This window comes from Dolomitihabitans soli, from assembly GCF_022213955.1.
Taxonomy (GTDB): Bacteria; Actinomycetota; Actinomycetes; order Streptosporangiales; family Streptosporangiaceae; genus Streptosporangium_A; species Streptosporangium_A soli.
The window spans coordinates 1-16262 of the sequence record NZ_JAKNTW010000047.1 but is presented as its reverse complement, the minus strand read 5'-3'; the positions used below and the strand labels follow the sequence as shown (position 1 = coordinate 16262).

Here is a 16262-nt window from a genome sequence, read left to right as displayed (position 1 = left end):
CATCCGGATGCCCGCCGTTCCAGACGCGATCGCCGTCCACGCCGGAGTCCTGCGGTCCGACGCCCGTGCGCTCGTCGAGTGCGCCGAGCGCCTGCGCGAGATCGGGGCCCGGCTCGACGAGGACGGCATCGCGCCGCAGTGGCTACGGGAGACCGTGGCCGCCCACATCGCGGCGTGCGCCGCAGCCTCCGACGATCTGGCCGAGGCCGCGACCCGGTTGCGCGTCCACGCCGCGAGGACGCGTCGCTGACACCCGGCTCAACGAGCGCCGTCCCGCTGGACGGGCGCGGGAGCCTCGTGTACGGCACGCGCGGCGCTGATTCCTGATTCGAGCGCGCCCTCGATCCACGCGTGCCACAGGGAGCAGTGCTCACCGGCGAAGTGCACGCGGCCCTCCTCGGCGATGATCGCGTCGTGCAGATTGGTCTGCTGGTGCGGCTCGAAGAGGGCGAAGGCGCCGGCGGCGTAGGGATCGTCGTACCAGGCGTGGGTGAGACCGAACTCGAAGTGCTCGTGGATCTCGGGATGGATCTTGGCGACGTCTTCCAGCGCCTGCTCGACCCGCTTGTGCGGTGGCATCGCGCCCCACCTCAGGGCGTCCTGGCCCCAGGTGTAGCTGGCCAGCATGATCGACCGGTCATCGCCCTCGACGCGGTGCGACGGGTAGCAGATGCGCCGGATCGGCAGGTCGGTGACCGTGGTGCCGCCGACGATGCCGTCGGTCTGCTCCCAGAAGGGACGCCGGACCTGAAAGAGGATCTTGGTGGACGCGTTGTAGTTGAGCTCGCGGATGGCGCGCTGCTTGCGGCGGGAGAAGGCGGGCCGGGTCTCGATGTCACGCAGCACCGAGAACGGCACGGTGCAGATGGCGTAGTCGCCGGTGAGCGTGATCTTGCCATGGCCGGTTCTGACCTGCAGGGTGACGGAGCGGTCGTCCTGCTCGATGGCGATGACCTCGTGGCCGAACCTGATGTGGCTCTTGAGCTCCTGGTAGAAGGCGGTCGGCAGCCGGTCGGCGCCGCCCTCGATCTCCTGCATGTCCTCGAAGGCCCGGCCGATGATCTCGCGGAACTGCTCGATGACCGCGGCGTTGAGGTTGGCCTCCCGGAAGCTCATCACCCCGTAGAGCTCGATGGCCCCCTCGGAGAAGCCGCGCTCACGGAGGAAGCTGCGGATGGAGTACCGGTCGTACTCGGTGAAGATCCGGTCCAGCGCGTTCTCGCCCTCCTGCGCGTAGAGGTCGTGGATCTCCTGTGTGGCGGTGCTCCACAGGTCCTCGTAGGTGCGGCCACGCTCGTGCGCGGCCAGTCCGAAGTCGATGATCCCGGGGTTGCGGTTCAGCTCCCGCATCGTGGTCCTGACGCCCTGGATGTAGGCCAGGGTGTCGGGGTTGCCCATGACGAACGGGCGCAGGGCCAGTCCGAACCGCGCGCAGTACGCCAGGGTGAGGTCGTGCACGCGGGGGATCCGCATCGCCCCCGCTTCGGCGTACAGGCCCGGTGCGAAGCCGCGGAGGGTGAGCACACGCCCGCCGACCCGTTGCTGAGCCTCCAGCACGATGGGCTCGTGACCCTGCCGCATGAGCTCGTAGGCGGCGACCAGGCCCGCCATCCCGGCCCCGATGACCAGCACCCGCTTCCCGGGACGGCCGTCCGGCGGCAACCCGTGCTCGGCGGTCGCCACCAGGTCGGCGGGCACCCTGACGTCGGGGCTCGGCCGGGGCGCGCCGGCCGCCACGGACTCCGCGGGCATGGCCGAGCCGAGTGATCCTGTGGCGGCGTGCGGGTCGTTGTGCTGCGCTTGTGCGGACATCAATGGGTTCACTCCCGAGGGGTATGGTTGCGACCGTCGCGCTAAGCAAGCAAATGATTGCAAATAGTGACGCCGTTGCCAAGGGGCGCGGGTTGTCGAAATCGCACAGGGCGACTGACGTCTCACGCACCGTCGCGCTTGCGAGGGGGCACAATTAGCGGCATGTCCCGACGCCACACACCACCTCCTCGCGCCCTCGCGTGCCCGTGCGGGCTCTCCGCGTCCTACCGGGACTGCTGCGGGCGGCTGCACAGCGGGAAGGCTGCCGCGCCCACCGCCGAGTCGCTGATGCGTGCACGATTCAGCGCCTTCAGCGTCGGCGACGACGGCTATCTCCTGCGTACCTGGCACCCCGCGACGCGCCCGCCCCACGTGGATCTCGCCGGGGCGACCCGATGGGTGAGCCTGGAGATCCTGGAGACCACCGGCGGAACCGCCTTCCACACCGAGGGCACGGTCCGTTTCCGCGCCCACTTCGTCGAGCACGGGAACCCGGGGTCGCTGGACGAGAACAGCCGCTTCACCCGGCACGAAGGCGCCTGGGTCTACCTGGGAGCACTCTGAGCGCGCCGACCCGGGTCACCCGCCACTGATGGACTTGAGGAGTTCAGCCGAGCGGGGACAGCAGAAGCCTTCGGGTGAGGCCGGTGTTACGGCGGTGGCCGAGCCGGTGGACGGCCGTTTCCAGGGCTTCCCGCTGGCCGACGAGGACCACCCAGGACCGGGCCCGGGTGACGAGGGTGTAGAGGAGCCTGCGGCGCAGCATGATGCCGCCGGCCTCGGCGACGATCGGGGCCACCACGAAGGGATACTCGCTGCCCTGGGAGCGGTGCACGCTGATGGCGTACGCGTGGGTGAGGTCGTCGAGCTCGTCGAAGCCGTAGGTCACGGTCTCCCCGTCGTCGAGCAGGACCTCCACGAGCCGGTCCTGCTGGACGATCGCGGTGACCGTGCCGGTCTCCCCGTTGAAGACGCCCTTGTCGTAGTTGTTCCGGACCGGCATGACCCGGTCGCCGGTCCGGAAGACGGTGGAGCCGGCCCAGTGCTCCGCGTCGCCGTCGCGGGCGGGGTTCAGCCGTTCCTGCATCATCCGGCCCAGCTGGGCGGTGCCCGTCACGCCCTTGCGCATCGGGCACAGCACCTGGACCTGGCCGGGACGCACGCCCTGCTTACGCGGGATCGCCACGGTGGCCAGATGGACCACCCGCTCGGCGACCCGGTCGGGGTCGTCGAGCTCCTCGAACCAGAAGCCTCCCCGCCCGGGGAGATCGGGCAGTCCGCCGGTCCGTATCCGGTGCGCGGCCTGGATGATCCCGCTCCCGTCGGCCTGGCGGAAGACGTGGGTCAGCCGGACCCGCGCGATCGTCTCGACGCGCAGCAGGTCGGCCAGCACGCTGCCGGGCCCGATGCTCGGCAGCTGGTCGTCGTCGCCGACGAGGAGCAGATGGCTGCCGGCCGGGATGGCCGAGACGAGCCGGGTGGCCAGGTTCAGATCCAGCATCGAAGCCTCGTCGACCACGATGAGGTCGGCCTGCGCAGGCGTCTGCTCGAACAGCGTGCCGGGGTCGGGGTCCGGCTCGTGGGCCAGCATCCGGTGCACGGTCAGCGCGGGCATGCCGGTCAGCTCCGACAGGCGCTTGGCCGCCTTGCCGGTCGGCGCGGTGAGGGTGACCGTACCGCCCGACGCCTTCACGGTCGCCGCGACGGTTTTCACGGTGTGGCTCTTGCCGCAGCCGGGGCCGCCGGTCAGGATGGACACCGTGCTGGTCAGCGCCATGGTCACCGCCGCCTGCTGGTCGTCGTTCAGGCCGGGGTCCTCCGCCCACGCGCGGATGGGCAGGGTCGACGCGGCCTGCCCGAGCCTGGTCAGCTGAGCGGCCAGCTTGAGCTCGCGGCTGTGCACGTGCTTGGCGTACACCACGACCGTGCCGGAGGCGCCCGCGGAGGCTTCGACGACCACCCGGCGCTCGGCGGTGAGAACGTCGACCATCTGGCGGACGATGTCCTGATCCTGTTCGACCAGTTCGGCGGCGCTCGCGAGCAGGACGGGCAACGGCAGGTAGCAGTGCCCGTCGCGGGCGGCGGCCGTCTCCAGCCGGTCCAGGACGGCGGCCTTGATCCGCTCCGGGCTGCGCTCCGGCACCCCCGACCGCAGGGCGATCCGGTCGGCCGTGCCGAACCCGATCCCCCTGACCTGGCCGATGAGCTGGTACGGGTCGGCGGCCAGGACGTCGGCCGAGCGCGCGCCGTACAGCTGGTAGATCTTCGTAGCGAGCAGCGGGCTGATCCCGAAGCCCTGCAGGAACACCATCAGCGCGGCGATCGCCTTCTGGTCCCGCCACGCCTCGACGATCTGCCCCTGCCGGGCCGGGCCGATGTTGACGATCTCCCTGAGCCGTTCCGGCTCGGTGTCGATGACTTTCAGCGTCGCCTCGCCGAACTGGCTGACGATCGCGTCGGCGAGCCGCGGGCCGATGCCGCGGATCAGGCCCGAGCCCAGGTAGATCTTGATGGCCTGCACCGTGGACGGGATCACCCGCTCCGACGCGGTGACCGTCAGACGGCGGCCGTGCCGCGGATGCTCGCTCCACTCGCCGATCAGCCGCAGCGTCTCTCCCGGCTGCACCCCGGCGAGGGCCCGCCCGGCGGCGACGAATCCGGGCATGCCCTCGGCGCTCATCCGCGCGACCGTGTACTCGTCGTCGCGGACGAACACCAGACTCTCGACGGAGGCTTCCACGGCAGAGATCCAATCACCTCGTACGGCTCCGCGATCCGTCGCCGCTGACCCGCACCTTAGAAAACAGGACCGACAAACTCCCGTCTCACCCGGTGGCCGGAGCGGCGGCGGTGGTACGGCGCGGCCGCCGGGTCAGGTCATCTCGTAGCGGATCGGCAGGTGCTTGAGGCCGCCGACGAACGTGGTGGCCACCCACTGGGGATCGCCCGCGGCCTCCACCGAGGTCAGGCGGGACAGCAGTTCGGTGAACAGGGCCCGGACCTCCATCCGCGCCATCGCGGCTCCCAGACAGTAGTGCGCGCCGAAGCCGAAGGCCAGGTGGCGGTTGGGAGTGCGGCCGACGTCGAAGCGGAAGGGGTCGTCGAAGACATCCTCGTCGCGGTTCGCGGACGGGTAGCACAGCAGCAGGGAGTCGCCCTGCCGGACGGTGACTCCGCGCAGTTCGTAGTCGGTGGTGGCGGTCCGCATGAACTCCTTCACGGGGGTCACCCAGCGGATCATCTCGTCGACCGCGGCCGGCATCAACGAGGGGTTCTCCCGGAGCCGCGCGAGCTGGTCGGGGTGTTCCATGAGCGCGTGCAGGCCGCCCGCGATGGTGGAGCTGGTGGTGTCGTGGCCGGCCGTCGCGATGATCACATAGTAGGAGGCCGTGTCCAGATCGTTCAGTCCCGCGTTGGCGATCGCCGAGGCGAGATCGTCGGTCGGATGCGCCCGGCGGGAGGCCGTCAGGTCCTGGAAGTAGGCGAGGAAGTCCACCAGCACGCTGAGCTGCGCCTCAGCTGTGTCGCCGCGCCGCCGGTGGGGGTCGGCGCCACCGAACAGCTCCTGGGTGAGCGTGAGCATGCGGGGGAAGTCGCTCTCCGGCAGCCCGAGCAACGAAAGGATGACGTACAGCGGGTAGTGGGCCGCGATGTCGGCGGCGAAGTCGCACTCGCCGGAGAAATCCATCATCCGATCGACATAACGCTTGGCGAGCACGTCGATTCGCGCCTGCATCCGGCGCATCGCGGCGGGTTTGAACCAGTCGGCGCCGATCGCCCGGAACACCTGGTGGTCCGGATCGTCGATGTGGACGAGCGTCCGCAGCCTCACCCCGGTGGCGATCATCTGCTCCTCCGTCGAGATCGCCGCGAGCAGCGGCCGGGGAGCGTTGAGGAACAACTGGTGCTGCCGTTCGATCTCCAGCACGTCGGCGTGCCTGGTCACCGCCCAGAAAGGGCGATAGTTGCCGCCCTCCACCCAGTGCACGGGCGATTCCCTGCGCAGCACCGTGCACGCCTCGTGCAGCCTGGCGTCGTCGGCGTAGGCGGTGGGGTCGATCAGGGTGATGCCTGCGTCTTGCAGTCTCATGTGTCCTCCGTATCTTGCAGTGGATCACCCTATTGATCATGACGGGATGCTCCGGACACGGCGCTGCTTCAAACTGTCAGTGTCGCGGACTCAGGGGTGAGTCCGGTGTTCCCCGCGGGGTGACTACGCGATGAGAGTGTCGATGAGGCAGGCGACGAGCCGTTCGTCGTCCACGTCGATGGGCTAGGCGTCGGGGATGCTGAGGCCCGTGTCGCGCCGGACCCGGCCGGCGGCGTTCCACGCGATGGGACGCGCGCGGGTCAGCGTTCCGTGCAGTTCGACGTCGACCCGTACCCCGGCGCCTGGGTTCGACAAAGCCATTTCAGACTGAACCTGATGGTGTTCAGCGTGGTGGAGGGTGCGGGTTGCCGAGTTTGTCGATGAGTGTCGATGGCTTGCTTGCGGGCAACGATGGCAACCTGTAGGTTGCCAATTAATAGCAACCTACAGGTTGCGAAGGAGGGTGGGCATGGTTTCGGACGCGATCGAACGTGTGGTGGTGCTGCGGCATCCCATCGAGCGGGTGTGGGCCGCGCTGACCACCGCGGAAGGGCTCTCGCGGTGGTTCGGCTCGGTAGCGGAGATAGATCTGCGGCCCGGCGGGCGAGCGTTCTTCCGTTGGGACGACCTCGACGAGGAATCCGTCGCCACGATCGCGGTGGTCGACCCACCACACCGTTTCGCGTTCAGGTGGGGAATCGAGGGCCTGCCGGAGGATGACGCACCTCAGACGCTTGTGGACTTCACCCTGGAGCCGGTACCGGACGGTACTCGGCTGCGCCTGGTGGAGAGCGGATTCGCCCGAGCCGCCGACGACGTGGCCCGGTCCGCCCACAAGGCCAACAGTCAGGGATGGGACACGGAGCTCGTCGACCTGGAGACCTACCTCGATGCGGCCGCCTGATTCAGAAGGGCAGGCCGTCGCGGTGTTCACGGCGCTCACCGATCCGACACGGCGGGCGCTGTTGGAGGAGCTCGCCCGCGCCGGGCCCGCAACCGTCACTGATCTGGCGCGGCGGTTGCCGGTCAGCCGCCAGGCGGTCGCCAAGCACCTCGGCCAGCTCGCCGACGCGGGCCTGATCAGCGTCGGCGAACCGGTCGGCCGCCGCCATCCCTACCGGTTGGAGCCGGCCGCTGTTCGCACGGCCCAGGTGTGGCTGGCCGCGCTCGCCAACAGGTGGGATGACCGGCTGGCTGCGCTGGAACGTGCACTGGACGCCATCGACACGAACCAAGGAGTCACGCCAGAATGAGCAAGCCTGAATTCACGGCCGGCCTGAACATCGCCATGAAGATCCCCAAGGCGCAGTACGAGGCCACCGTGGCCTTCTACCGCGACGCTCTGGGCTTCGACGTCAAGGAGGACGACGTCTCCTACGCCCCGACCGTCTCGAGAACTCATTCGGTGCGGTTCGGTCCCAATACGCTGTGGCTCGACTGCGTCGACAACTACAGCCGGCCCGACCTGTGGCTGCAGCTGCACACCGATGACCTGGACGCGGCGGCGAGCAAACTGGCCGGCATCGGTATCCACCCGTGTGACGAGGTGGAGCCCCTGGAGAACCTCGACTCCAGAACCCACTGGATCAAGAATCCGGCCGGTGTGGTACATCTGCTCGCGGAGTCCGGCTGATCCTGTTGTCCTGGTGAGGCATCCCCGTGAGGTGTGGCGGCCGGCCAGGTCAATGTCATCGATCCTCATGCGCCGGATGTCGATAGTGCTGGCCGCGTGCACTGCGGCCAGGGCCAAAGCGACATGATGCAGTGGAGTACTCGCGGCCTTGACAGCCTGCCGGTAGTGCTCGGTGCGCAGCGGTAGCAGGGGTGTTTGGCAGGGGAAGCACGGTAACCGCACTCCCGGGAGTCCTGGTCCGGGTACGTTTGGGGGCATGGATCCGGTCGAGGCGTTGCGCGAGGTCGCCTTCCTCCTGGAGCGGGCGGGCGAGCCGACGTACCGCGTCCAGGCCTTCCGCCGCGCCGCCTCCGTGGTCGCGGGCCTGTCCCGCGAGGAACTGGTACGGCTGGCGAAGTCGCAGGGGCTCGCCGGCCTGCCGGGGGTCGGGAAGGTGACCGCGCTGGCCGTCACCGAGGCGCTCGACGGAAACGTGCCGACTTACCTCCGGCGGCTGCAGGCCACCGAGGGGACCGACCTCGACGAGGAGACCGCCGCGCTGCGTACGGCGTTGCGCGGCGACCTGCACACCCATTCCGACTGGTCGGACGGCGGTTCGCCGATCGAGGAGATGGCCGCCACCGCGAAGGCCCTCGGCCACGGATACATGGCGCTGACCGACCACTCGCCCAGGCTCACCATCGCGAACGGGCTGTCGGCCGCGCAACTGCGCCGCCAGCTCGACGTGGTCGAGGCGCTGAACGAGGAGCTGGCGCCGTTCCGGATCCTGACCGGGATCGAGGTCGACATCAACGCCGACGGCACCCTCGACCAGGATCCCGGGCTGCTGGAGCGGCTGGACGTCGTGGTGGCGAGCGTGCACTCCAAGCTGCGGATGAATCGCTACGAGATGACCAGGCGCATGGTCACCGCGATCGCCAACCCGCTCGTCGACGTGCTCGGCCACTGCACCGGGCGGATCGTGAAGGGCGGCACCAAGCGGGGCGGGCTGCGGCCGGAGTCGGAGTTCGACGCCGAGCTGGTGTTCGAGGCCTGCCGGCGGTTCGGCGTGGCCGTCGAGATCAACTCCCGGCCGGACCGGCTGGACCCGCCGAAGCGGCTGATGCGGCTGGCGTACGAGATGGGCTGCGTGTTCTCGATCGACTCCGACGCGCACGCCCCGGGGCAGCTCGACTGGCAGCGCCACGGCTGCGAGCGAGCCGCCCGGTGCGGCATCGAGGCCGACCGTGTGGTGAACACCTGGTCCCTGGACGCCCTGCTGGAGTGGGCAGCGTAGTGGGGCGTCAGGTCTTCAGCTCGACGACCGTGATGTCCGGCGGGGCGCCGATCCGGATCGGCGGACCCCAGAAACCCGCCCCTCGCGTCACATAGAGCTGCGTGTCCTCGACGCGCCCGTAACCGGCCGAGATCGGGTTGGCGAAGGTCGAGAAGAGGCTGAAGGGCGCGAACTGGCCGCCGTGGGTGTGGCCGGAGAGCTGCACGTCCACGCCGTAGCGGGCGGCCTCGTGCACCTGGACGGGCTGGTGCGCGAGCAGCACGACCGGGCGGGCGGGATCGCGGTCGCCGAGCGCCCGCTCGAAGTCGGGGGCCTGGCCGAGTTTCTCGCCGGTCACGTCGTTCACCCCGGCGAGGTCCAGGGCGGGCAACTCCACGCGCTCGTTCTGCAGCGGGCGGACCCCCAGCTCCCGCAGTTCCTCGACCCACTCGCCTGCGCCCGAGATGTACTCGTGGTTGCCGGTCACGAAGTAGGTGCCGAATCTGCTGCGCAGGTCCTGCAACGGCGCGGCCGCGTCCGCGAGATGCTCGACGGTGCCGTCGACCAGGTCGCCGACGATCGCGACGAGGTCCGCGCCGGTGCTGTTGATCATGTCGACGATCCGCTGCGTATGGGACCGTCCCAGCATGGGGCCCAGGTGGATGTCGCTGACCATCGCGATCCGGATTCCGTTCACCCCCGGGCCGCCCCGTCGCAGACCCAGGGTGACGCGGTCGAGGTTGGGCGGGCCCAGGGCCGTGCTCATGCCGTACCCGACCACGCCGGTCGCGGTCACGCCCGCCGTCAGCGCGATGGAGCGCGCGAGGAAGCGCCGCCGCCCGGCGTCGACGTCCGTGGCGGTGCGGACCACGGGCGGCGCCGCCGTGATCACCGCCCCCGGCTCAGCCTCACGGGTCGCCCCGAGGTCCTCCGCCGCGACGACCTTCGGGGTCCGCATCCGCCTGGCCACCGCCGCCGCCAGCCGTACGGGCTCGGCCAGGAGGAGCACGATCAAGATGTAGACGACCAGCCCGAACCAGGTGTAGCCCGGCCAGTTGAACCAGCGGGCCACGTCGGGGGAGAGGGTGTACGCGGAGATCAGTGCCGCCGGGATGAAGGCCGAGAGCACCACCGCGGCGACGGTCCCCACCCGCCGGGCGGCGCCGCCCGGCGACGTGGTCCCGCGGACCAGTCGTGCCCACAGGTAGACGTGGGCCAGGACCCACAGCACCGACTGCGGCCACACCCAGAAGGGAACCGACATCAAGCACACTCCTGCCGTCGATACTCGGGCATCGAGTATCGCGGGCATCCACTGGAGGCGTCGTCGTCCTGCGGTCGCTGCTCCGGCTACACCCCACGGTGTACCGGCGTAGCCCGTGCGACGTAGCTCTGACAGCCGGTGCGCCGTCCTTCGACCTCTGCTCGCGAGCGGGGACCGGGTGGACCGTCACCGAGCCGCAACGCGTGCGCGACGATCACCTCGGGTGGTGCGAAGGGAGGTCGGCAAGGGGGCGGGCCCGCGGTACGGCCGGAGGGAGGCTACGATCTTCCTCGTTCCGAGAGATTGCGAGAGACAATGCAGTCAGTGGCGTCGGGCCGCCGTGACCTGGTGGTGGGAACCTGCATCGGCGAGGAGTGGTCCCGATCCGTCTTGGCGGATCGGGCTCGGGACGTCATCCGGCAACGGGGCGACCTCGTCGAGTTCGATCCGGTGTCCGGTGGTGTGCACGACGATGTCCGCGTCCTCATCACCGGGTGGGGCACCCCGCCGCTGAGCGCCGGCGTGCTGGACCGCCTGCCGTCCCTGGAGTTGGTGCTGCACGCGGCGGGCACCGTCCGGGTCATCGCCACCCCGGCCGTGTGGGAGCGGGGCATCCGGGTGTCGACGGCGACGGCCGCCAACGCCGTCTCCGTAGCCGACTTCACCTACGCCCAGATCCAGCTGTCCCTGAAGAACGTGTGGCGGCTCGCCCTGGCCGCCCGCTCGACGGGAGGGCCGGTACGGCGGGCGGGCATCCGGGGTGTGGACGGCGCGACCGTCGGCCTGGTCGGGCTGGGGCACATCGGCCGCCTCGTCGCGCGCCGCCTGGCCGAGCACGACCTGCGCCTCCTGGCGTACGACCCGTTCGCCAGGGCGGAGGAGGCGGCCGAGGCGGGGGTGGAGCTCGCCGACCTGGCCACCGTCATCGGCGCCGGCGACGTGCTGACCCTGCACGCCCCGCACAACGCCGCGACCGACAACATGATCTCCACGGCGGAGCTCGACCTGATGCCCGCGGGCGGCACGCTCATCAACACCGCCAGAGGCGGGCTCGTCGATCACGACGCGCTGGTCGCGTTCCTGACCCGCAGGAGCGACGTCTTCGCGCTGCTGGACGTCACCGAACCCGAGGTGCTGCCCGCGGGACACCCGCTGTTCGCCCTGGACAACGTGCTCGTCACCCCGCACATCGCCGGCAGCCTCGGCACGGAGGAGGCCAGGCTGGGCGATCTCGTGGCGGCCGAGTTCGTCCGTTTCGCCGATGGGCTGCCCCTGGAGCACGAGGTGCACGAGGACCGTCTCGCGTCGTCCGCCTGACGCATCGCCGGCGCGGCGTGGTCCCGACCCAATCGGGTCGGGCCGTACGCGAGTGGACCGCCCTGAGCCCGCCGTCCCCGAGTTCTCCGAACTGATGGCCGCGGGGGCAGGGGGAGACGAGCGTGCCGTACGGATGACGGGACGCGGCCGGTTTGAGGCCGGCCGGCGGGGAAAGGGTGGGCAGTCAGTGCCGATGAAGGAGACATCATGCTCACCCTGACCACCGACGCGGTCGTGGCGATCCGCGATCTCACCGCCCAGGAGGAGCCGTCCGGGGAGACCGGGCTGCGCCTCTCGACGAAGTCGGACAACGGCGCCGGGACGTCTCTCGACGCGTCGATCTCCGGCGGCCCGCAACTCGGTGACGAGATCCTTGAGGCCGAGGGGGCGCGGGTGTTCGTCGAATCCGCCATCGTCTCCTACCTCGATGACAAGACCCTTGACGCCGAGGTCGCCCAGGAAGGCGGGGTCACCTTCCTGGTGACGAAAACGATGGCCTGACCGTCCACGGGTTCGCCGCCGTGAGACGAGCCGTCCGGGTCGTCGGACGGCAAGCGTGCAGCGACCCGGACGGCCGGGCCGGCGACCCGGGGAGGCTCGCCGTCGCCCGCTGCGCCCGCCCCGGTGGGCGGGCCGCCGTCAAGCCGTGCCGAAGGGGTTGTCGATCACGTAACGCCACAGCCCGTCCGCGCCGCGCCGCGCGACGTCGGTCGCGGTTCCCTGGAGACGGATCCCGGTCTCGTCGCTCATGGACCAGTCGACGATGAGCAGCGCGATGTCGCCCGAGACGTAGACATGCCGGGGCTCAGCCTCGATGGGCAGCCCCATGCTGAGCAGGTGCTGGACGGCCGCGGACCGCTGTGTTCCGGTCATGGGCAGGCCGGGGCTGGGGACGAGGACGGCGTCGTCGGCGTAGACCTGATCGACCGCCCGGACGTCGCCGGTATTGAACGCCGCGACGAAGGCGGCGTGATGCAGCGCGGGGTCGTCGCTGAGATTGACGGTAGGAGCGTCATGATTGTTCTTCATGACTCACCTAGCGTAACACAGATGATCACGGCCCCCCGTGGCCGTTGACGTGGATCGGCTCGGCCGGAGCGACCGGTCAGGCTCGCACGGGAGGGGCCTGGAGGTACTGCGGGGCGGGGATCTGCTGGGTGGGAGCGGCCACCGCGATGTCGGCCGGGGCGGGTGCCTGGGCCGGCGTCGCGCAGGTGCAGTAACCGTGGGCGAGGATCAGCCGCGCGCGGGCCTTGGTATAGGCGGAGGCGTCGCTGGAGGACATGACACCCCGGCATCCGGGGCATTGCATGGAGGTGTGCCCGTTCATCGTCGTGGGTCCTTTCGCTGATTTGGCGCAATCTGGTGGCAGTGGCGCGCGGGGGCGGCCAAGGGGTGACTTTCACCCAGATCTACTGGGGGGCCGTCCGACCTGTTCGACTCGCAACCCCGCTATGGGCACCTGCGCCACGCGCCGGCACCGATCTCATCCAATCGGCTGACTTTGCCATAGTAAGCGGCGGGAGACCAGGAAGCGGCGAAACACAGGGTCAGATGGACCACATTAGTGAATAGGTCCGCGCTCGGTCACGGCGGGGTCTGGAACACGCCGGCTCGCGCGGCGGCCACCGCCGCCGCGGCGGCGCGGTCGGCCACCGCCTCGCTGATGGGCTCGCCGGTGACGAACAGCCGGTAGTAGATCGGCGCGACGGCGCATCTGACCACCTCGGCGGCGTCCGTGCCCGCGGGCAGTTCACCCCGTCCGGCCGCGCGGGTGACGAGCACGGCGGACTGCTCGTGGCGGGCCGCGAAAAAGGCGTGCAGCGCCTTCGCGGCGACGGGATCCCGTGCCGAGGCCAAGACGAAGGCGGTCGCGATCGGACCGGCTTCGGGGTCGGTGAATCCGGTCACCACCAGGCGGGCGAGCTCCCGCAGGTCGCCTTCGAGGGTGCCGGTGTCCGGAATCGGCCACGCCTCGTCGCCCGCGATCGCCAGCGCGTCGGCGGCGAGCCCTGCCACGCTGCCCCAGCGCCGGTAGACCGTGGTCTTGTGGACGCCCGAGCGCAGCGCGACCGCCTCGACGGTCAGGCCCTCGTATCCCTTCTCGCCCAGCTCGGCGAGGGTGGCCTGGCGTACGGCCGCGCGGGTCCGCGCGGTGCGCCCGCCGGGCCGGGCGGCTCCCGGACCGGTCATGACCGCCTCCGTTTGCGTCGGCTCCGATTCATCCTGCATACTCATATTAACGCAACTTAGTAGCATTAAGAATGTCAGAAGGAGTGAGTCGCCATGATCCGTTCATCGAGCACCGCGACGACCCGTACGCCCGATGATCTGGAGTCCCGTCCTGTCCACTCAGCTGACCCTGCGGGGAATCTCTAAGTCTTACGCCGACCACCTGGTCCTCGACCAGGTCTCCCTCTCCGTACGGCCGGGCGAGCGCGTCGGGATCGTGGGAGAGAACGGTTCGGGGAAGTCAACGCTCCTGCGGCTGGTCGCCGGCCTCGACCGGCCCGACGACGGTGAGATCGTCGTCGCCGCCGGCGGCGGGATCGGCCACCTCGGCCAGACCCTCGGCCTGCCGCCCGCCCACACCGTTCGGCACGCCGTGGACGCCGCCCTCGCCGACCTGCGCGCGATGGAGAGCCGGATGCGGGAGCTGGAGGCCGACCTCACCGAGGGCCGGCTGGCCGAGTACGGCGACCTGCTCAGCGTCTACCAGGCGCGCGGCGGCTACGAGGCCGACGCCCGCGTCGAGGCGGCGCTGCACGGCCTCGGGCTCGCGCACCTCGACCGCGACCGCACGCTGGGCAGTCTGTCCGGCGGCGAACAGGCCCGGCTCGGACTCGCGTGCGTGCTGGCGGCCGATCCGGAGATGATGCTGCTCGACGAGCCCACCAACCACCTCGACGCCGACGCCATGAACTGGCTGGAGGAGCGGCTGCGGGCGCACACCGGCACGGTCCTCGCCGTCTCGCACGACAGGCACTTCCTGGACCGGGTCGCCACCTCGATCCTGGAGGTGGAGGGAGGCGCGGTCGCCCGGTTCGGCGGCGGGTACACCGGCTACCTGGCCGAGCAGGCGGCCGCCCGGCAGCGCTGGGAACAGGCCTACGCCGGCTGGTGCGAGGAGATCCGGCGGATCGAGGAGTTCGCGGCCACCACCGCGCACCGCGTCGCCCCCGGCCGCGCGATCAAGGACAACAACAAGATGGCCTACGACCGAGCCGCCGGCCGGGTGCAGAACTCGGTCGCCGGCCGGGTCCGCCAGGCCACCGAGCGCCTGCGCCGCCTCCGGGAGGCCCCGGTCCCCGAACCGCCCGCCCCGCTGCGGTTCGCCGGCCGGTTCGACGCGGGCACGGTCGACGGTCCGCTGGTCGAACTGCGCGACGTACGGGTCGGCGACCGCCTCGCCGTCCGCGCCTTCACCGTCGAACCGGGCTCCCGCCTGCTGGTCTCGGGCCCCAACGGCGCGGGCAAGACCACCTTCCTGCGGGTCCTGGCCGGCGACCTCGAACCCGACCACGGCGTCGTACGGCGTCGCGGCCGGATCGGCTACCTGCCGCAGGAGTCGGTGTTCACCAGTCCGGGCCTGACCGTCGTCGAAGCCTTCGCCGAGGGCCGGGCCGGTTACCCCGCCGAGCATCGCGAGCGGCTGCTCTCCCTCGGCCTCTTCCGGGCGGACGGCCTGGACACACCGGTCGGCGCGCTCTCGGTCGGCCAGCGCCGGCGGCTCGCCCTGGCCCGCCTGCTCACCGGCGAGGCCGACCTGCTGCTGCTCGACGAGCCGACCAACCACCTCTCGCTCACCCTCGTCGAGGAGCTGGAACAGGCACTCCACGCCTACCGGGGCGCGATCGTGGCCGTCTCCCACGACCGGACGCTGCGCGACGGGTTCGACGGCACGGCCATCCAGATCGACCACCTCCTGAAGGAGATCAAATGACCGTTTCGATCGAAGAGTTCCCGGTGTCCGGCCCCGAATCCGGCCCGTACGGCATCACCACCGGTCCCGACGGGGCCCTGTGGTTCACGATGGTCCACGACGGCCTGATCGGCCGCTTCACGCCGGGCGGGGACCTCGGCCGCCACCAGCTCGATCCGGCGACCTGCGGGCCGACGGTCATCACACCGGGACCGGACGGCGCGCTCTGGTTCACCGAGTTTCAGAGCCATCGGATCGGCCGCATCACGCCCGGCGGCGACGTCCGGTCCTTCTCCCCGCCGACGCCCGAGGCCGGGCCGTACGGCATCGCGGCCGGAGCCGACGGCGCGTTGTGGTTCACCGAGATCAACGCCGGCCGGATCGCCCGGATCACGACGGACGGCGTGATCACTGAGTTCCCGATCCCGGTCCCGGCGGCGTTCCCGTCCGTGATCGCCGCCGGAGCCGACGACGCGCTGTGGTTCACCATGAACTCCGCCGACGCCATCGGCAGGATCGGCCTCGACGGCGAGGTCACCGTCCATCCGCTGCCGACCCCCGGCGCCGCCCCGGTGGGCATCGCCGCGGGGGCCGGGGGCACGCTGTGGTTCACCGAGATCGGCGCGGGTCAGATCGGCCGGATCCGGCCGGACGGGGAGATCACCGAGTTCCCGCTGCCCGATCGGGGCGCACGGCCGCACGCCATCGCCGCGGACCCGAACGGTGACTGCTGGTTCACCGAGTGGGGGTCCGGCCGGGTCGGCCGGATCACGCCCTCGGGCGTGATCGACGTGTTCCCGCTGCCCACCCCGTCGTCGGAGCCGCACGGCCTGGTCGCCGGACCGGACGGTGCGATGTGGGTGGCACTGGAGATCGGCGCCCTCGCCCGGATCACGGCATGAACACCGACGACGGCCACCGGCCACGACGGCTCGGCGGGGCTTCCGGGCGACGGCGGTCCTCAGGCGG

General features: G+C 70.6%; 18 protein-coding genes. 10 read left to right on the top strand and 8 right to left on the bottom strand.

Annotation, left to right across the window (positions count from 1 at the left end):
- Nucleotides 1-7 precede the first annotated feature (7 nt).
- On the top strand, nucleotides 8-250 hold the full coding sequence (locus tag MBA17_RS46895; RefSeq protein WP_238501978.1) for a hypothetical protein: 243 nt from the start codon (nucleotides 8-10) through the stop codon (nucleotides 248-250).
- Between the two features lie 8 nt (nucleotides 251-258).
- Here MBA17_RS46895 and MBA17_RS46890 read toward each other — a convergent pair whose 3' ends face one another.
- Nucleotides 259-1812 carry a flavin monoamine oxidase family protein gene (locus MBA17_RS46890; RefSeq protein ID WP_238501977.1) on the bottom strand — a complete coding sequence of 518 codons (1554 nt, stop codon included), beginning with the start codon at nucleotides 1810-1812 and terminating at the stop codon, nucleotides 259-261.
- A gap of 162 nt (nucleotides 1813-1974) precedes the next feature.
- Here MBA17_RS46890 and MBA17_RS46885 point away from each other — a divergent pair, with 162 nt between their 5' ends.
- The gene (locus MBA17_RS46885; protein ID WP_238501976.1) at nucleotides 1975-2376 is read left to right on the top strand and encodes a YchJ family protein; all 402 of its coding nucleotides are present in this window, start codon (nucleotides 1975-1977) and stop codon (nucleotides 2374-2376) included.
- Between the two features lie 43 nt (nucleotides 2377-2419).
- Here MBA17_RS46885 and recD2 read toward each other — a convergent pair whose 3' ends face one another.
- From recD2 to MBA17_RS46870, 3 genes are all read right to left on the bottom strand, one after another.
- On the bottom strand, nucleotides 2420-4552 hold the full coding sequence (gene recD2, locus MBA17_RS46880; RefSeq protein WP_238501975.1) for an SF1B family DNA helicase RecD2: 2133 nt from the start codon (nucleotides 4550-4552) through the stop codon (nucleotides 2420-2422).
- Between the two features lie 132 nt (nucleotides 4553-4684).
- Nucleotides 4685-5902 (bottom strand): cytochrome P450, encoded by a 1218-nt coding sequence (locus MBA17_RS46875; protein WP_238501974.1) that lies wholly within the window; start codon nucleotides 5900-5902, stop codon nucleotides 4685-4687.
- Between the two features lie 183 nt (nucleotides 5903-6085).
- Nucleotides 6086-6223, bottom strand: a complete 138-nt coding sequence (locus tag MBA17_RS46870) for a hypothetical protein (RefSeq protein ID WP_238501973.1) — start codon at nucleotides 6221-6223, stop codon at nucleotides 6086-6088.
- Nucleotides 6224-6371: 148 nt separating this feature from the next.
- Between MBA17_RS46870 and MBA17_RS46865 the strand changes: the two genes are divergently transcribed.
- The 4 genes from MBA17_RS46865 to MBA17_RS46850 all read left to right on the top strand — a co-directional run bounded on the left by MBA17_RS46865 (nucleotide 6372) and on the right by MBA17_RS46850 (nucleotide 8811).
- The gene (locus MBA17_RS46865; protein ID WP_238501972.1) at nucleotides 6372-6806 is read left to right on the top strand and encodes an SRPBCC domain-containing protein; all 435 of its coding nucleotides are present in this window, start codon (nucleotides 6372-6374) and stop codon (nucleotides 6804-6806) included.
- Nucleotides 6793-7155, top strand: coding sequence for an ArsR/SmtB family transcription factor (locus MBA17_RS46860; RefSeq protein ID WP_238501970.1), 363 nt, complete (start codon nucleotides 6793-6795; stop codon nucleotides 7153-7155). The genes MBA17_RS46865 and MBA17_RS46860 overlap by 14 nt, the downstream gene beginning before the upstream one ends.
- Nucleotides 7152-7535: a VOC family protein gene (locus MBA17_RS46855; RefSeq protein WP_238501968.1), complete on the top strand. Its 384-nt coding sequence runs from the start codon at nucleotides 7152-7154 to the stop codon at nucleotides 7533-7535. Before MBA17_RS46860 ends, MBA17_RS46855 begins: the two co-directional genes overlap by 4 nt.
- A 256-nt stretch (nucleotides 7536-7791) precedes the next feature.
- Nucleotides 7792-8811, top strand: a complete 1020-nt coding sequence (locus MBA17_RS46850) for a PHP domain-containing protein (protein ID WP_238501966.1) — start codon at nucleotides 7792-7794, stop codon at nucleotides 8809-8811.
- A 7-nt stretch (nucleotides 8812-8818) separates the two neighbouring features.
- On the opposite strand, the gene MBA17_RS46845 is transcribed toward MBA17_RS46850, so the two are convergent.
- A complete protein-coding gene (locus tag MBA17_RS46845; protein WP_238501964.1) occupies nucleotides 8819-10054 on the bottom strand; it encodes a metallophosphoesterase in 1236 nt (411 codons plus the stop codon).
- Nucleotides 10055-10378: 324 nt separating this feature from the next.
- Here MBA17_RS46845 and MBA17_RS46840 point away from each other — a divergent pair, with 324 nt between their 5' ends.
- Complete coding sequence (locus MBA17_RS46840) at nucleotides 10379-11371, top strand: hydroxyacid dehydrogenase (RefSeq protein WP_238501963.1); 993 nt, start codon at nucleotides 10379-10381, stop codon at nucleotides 11369-11371.
- A gap of 207 nt (nucleotides 11372-11578) precedes the next feature.
- The gene (locus tag MBA17_RS46835; RefSeq protein WP_238501962.1) at nucleotides 11579-11872 is read left to right on the top strand and encodes a Fe-S cluster assembly protein HesB; all 294 of its coding nucleotides are present in this window, start codon (nucleotides 11579-11581) and stop codon (nucleotides 11870-11872) included.
- 138 nt (nucleotides 11873-12010) lie between these two features.
- On the opposite strand, the gene MBA17_RS46830 is transcribed toward MBA17_RS46835, so the two are convergent.
- From MBA17_RS46830 to MBA17_RS46820, 3 genes are all read right to left on the bottom strand, one after another.
- Nucleotides 12011-12400 (bottom strand): YybH family protein, encoded by a 390-nt coding sequence (locus MBA17_RS46830; protein WP_238501961.1) that lies wholly within the window; start codon nucleotides 12398-12400, stop codon nucleotides 12011-12013.
- Between the two features lie 76 nt (nucleotides 12401-12476).
- On the bottom strand, nucleotides 12477-12656 hold the full coding sequence (locus MBA17_RS46825; RefSeq protein ID WP_238501960.1) for a hypothetical protein: 180 nt from the start codon (nucleotides 12654-12656) through the stop codon (nucleotides 12477-12479).
- Nucleotides 12657-12958: 302 nt separating this feature from the next.
- Complete coding sequence (locus MBA17_RS46820; protein WP_238501959.1) at nucleotides 12959-13564, bottom strand: TetR/AcrR family transcriptional regulator; 606 nt, start codon at nucleotides 13562-13564, stop codon at nucleotides 12959-12961.
- 133 nt (nucleotides 13565-13697) lie between these two features.
- Here MBA17_RS46820 and abc-f point away from each other — a divergent pair, with 133 nt between their 5' ends.
- Complete coding sequence (gene abc-f / locus MBA17_RS46815) at nucleotides 13698-15314, top strand: ribosomal protection-like ABC-F family protein (RefSeq protein ID WP_238501958.1); 1617 nt, start codon at nucleotides 13698-13700, stop codon at nucleotides 15312-15314.
- Complete coding sequence (locus MBA17_RS46810) at nucleotides 15311-16195, top strand: Vgb family protein (RefSeq protein ID WP_238501957.1); 885 nt, start codon at nucleotides 15311-15313, stop codon at nucleotides 16193-16195. The genes abc-f and MBA17_RS46810 overlap by 4 nt, the downstream gene beginning before the upstream one ends.
- Nucleotides 16196-16262 lie beyond the last annotated feature (67 nt).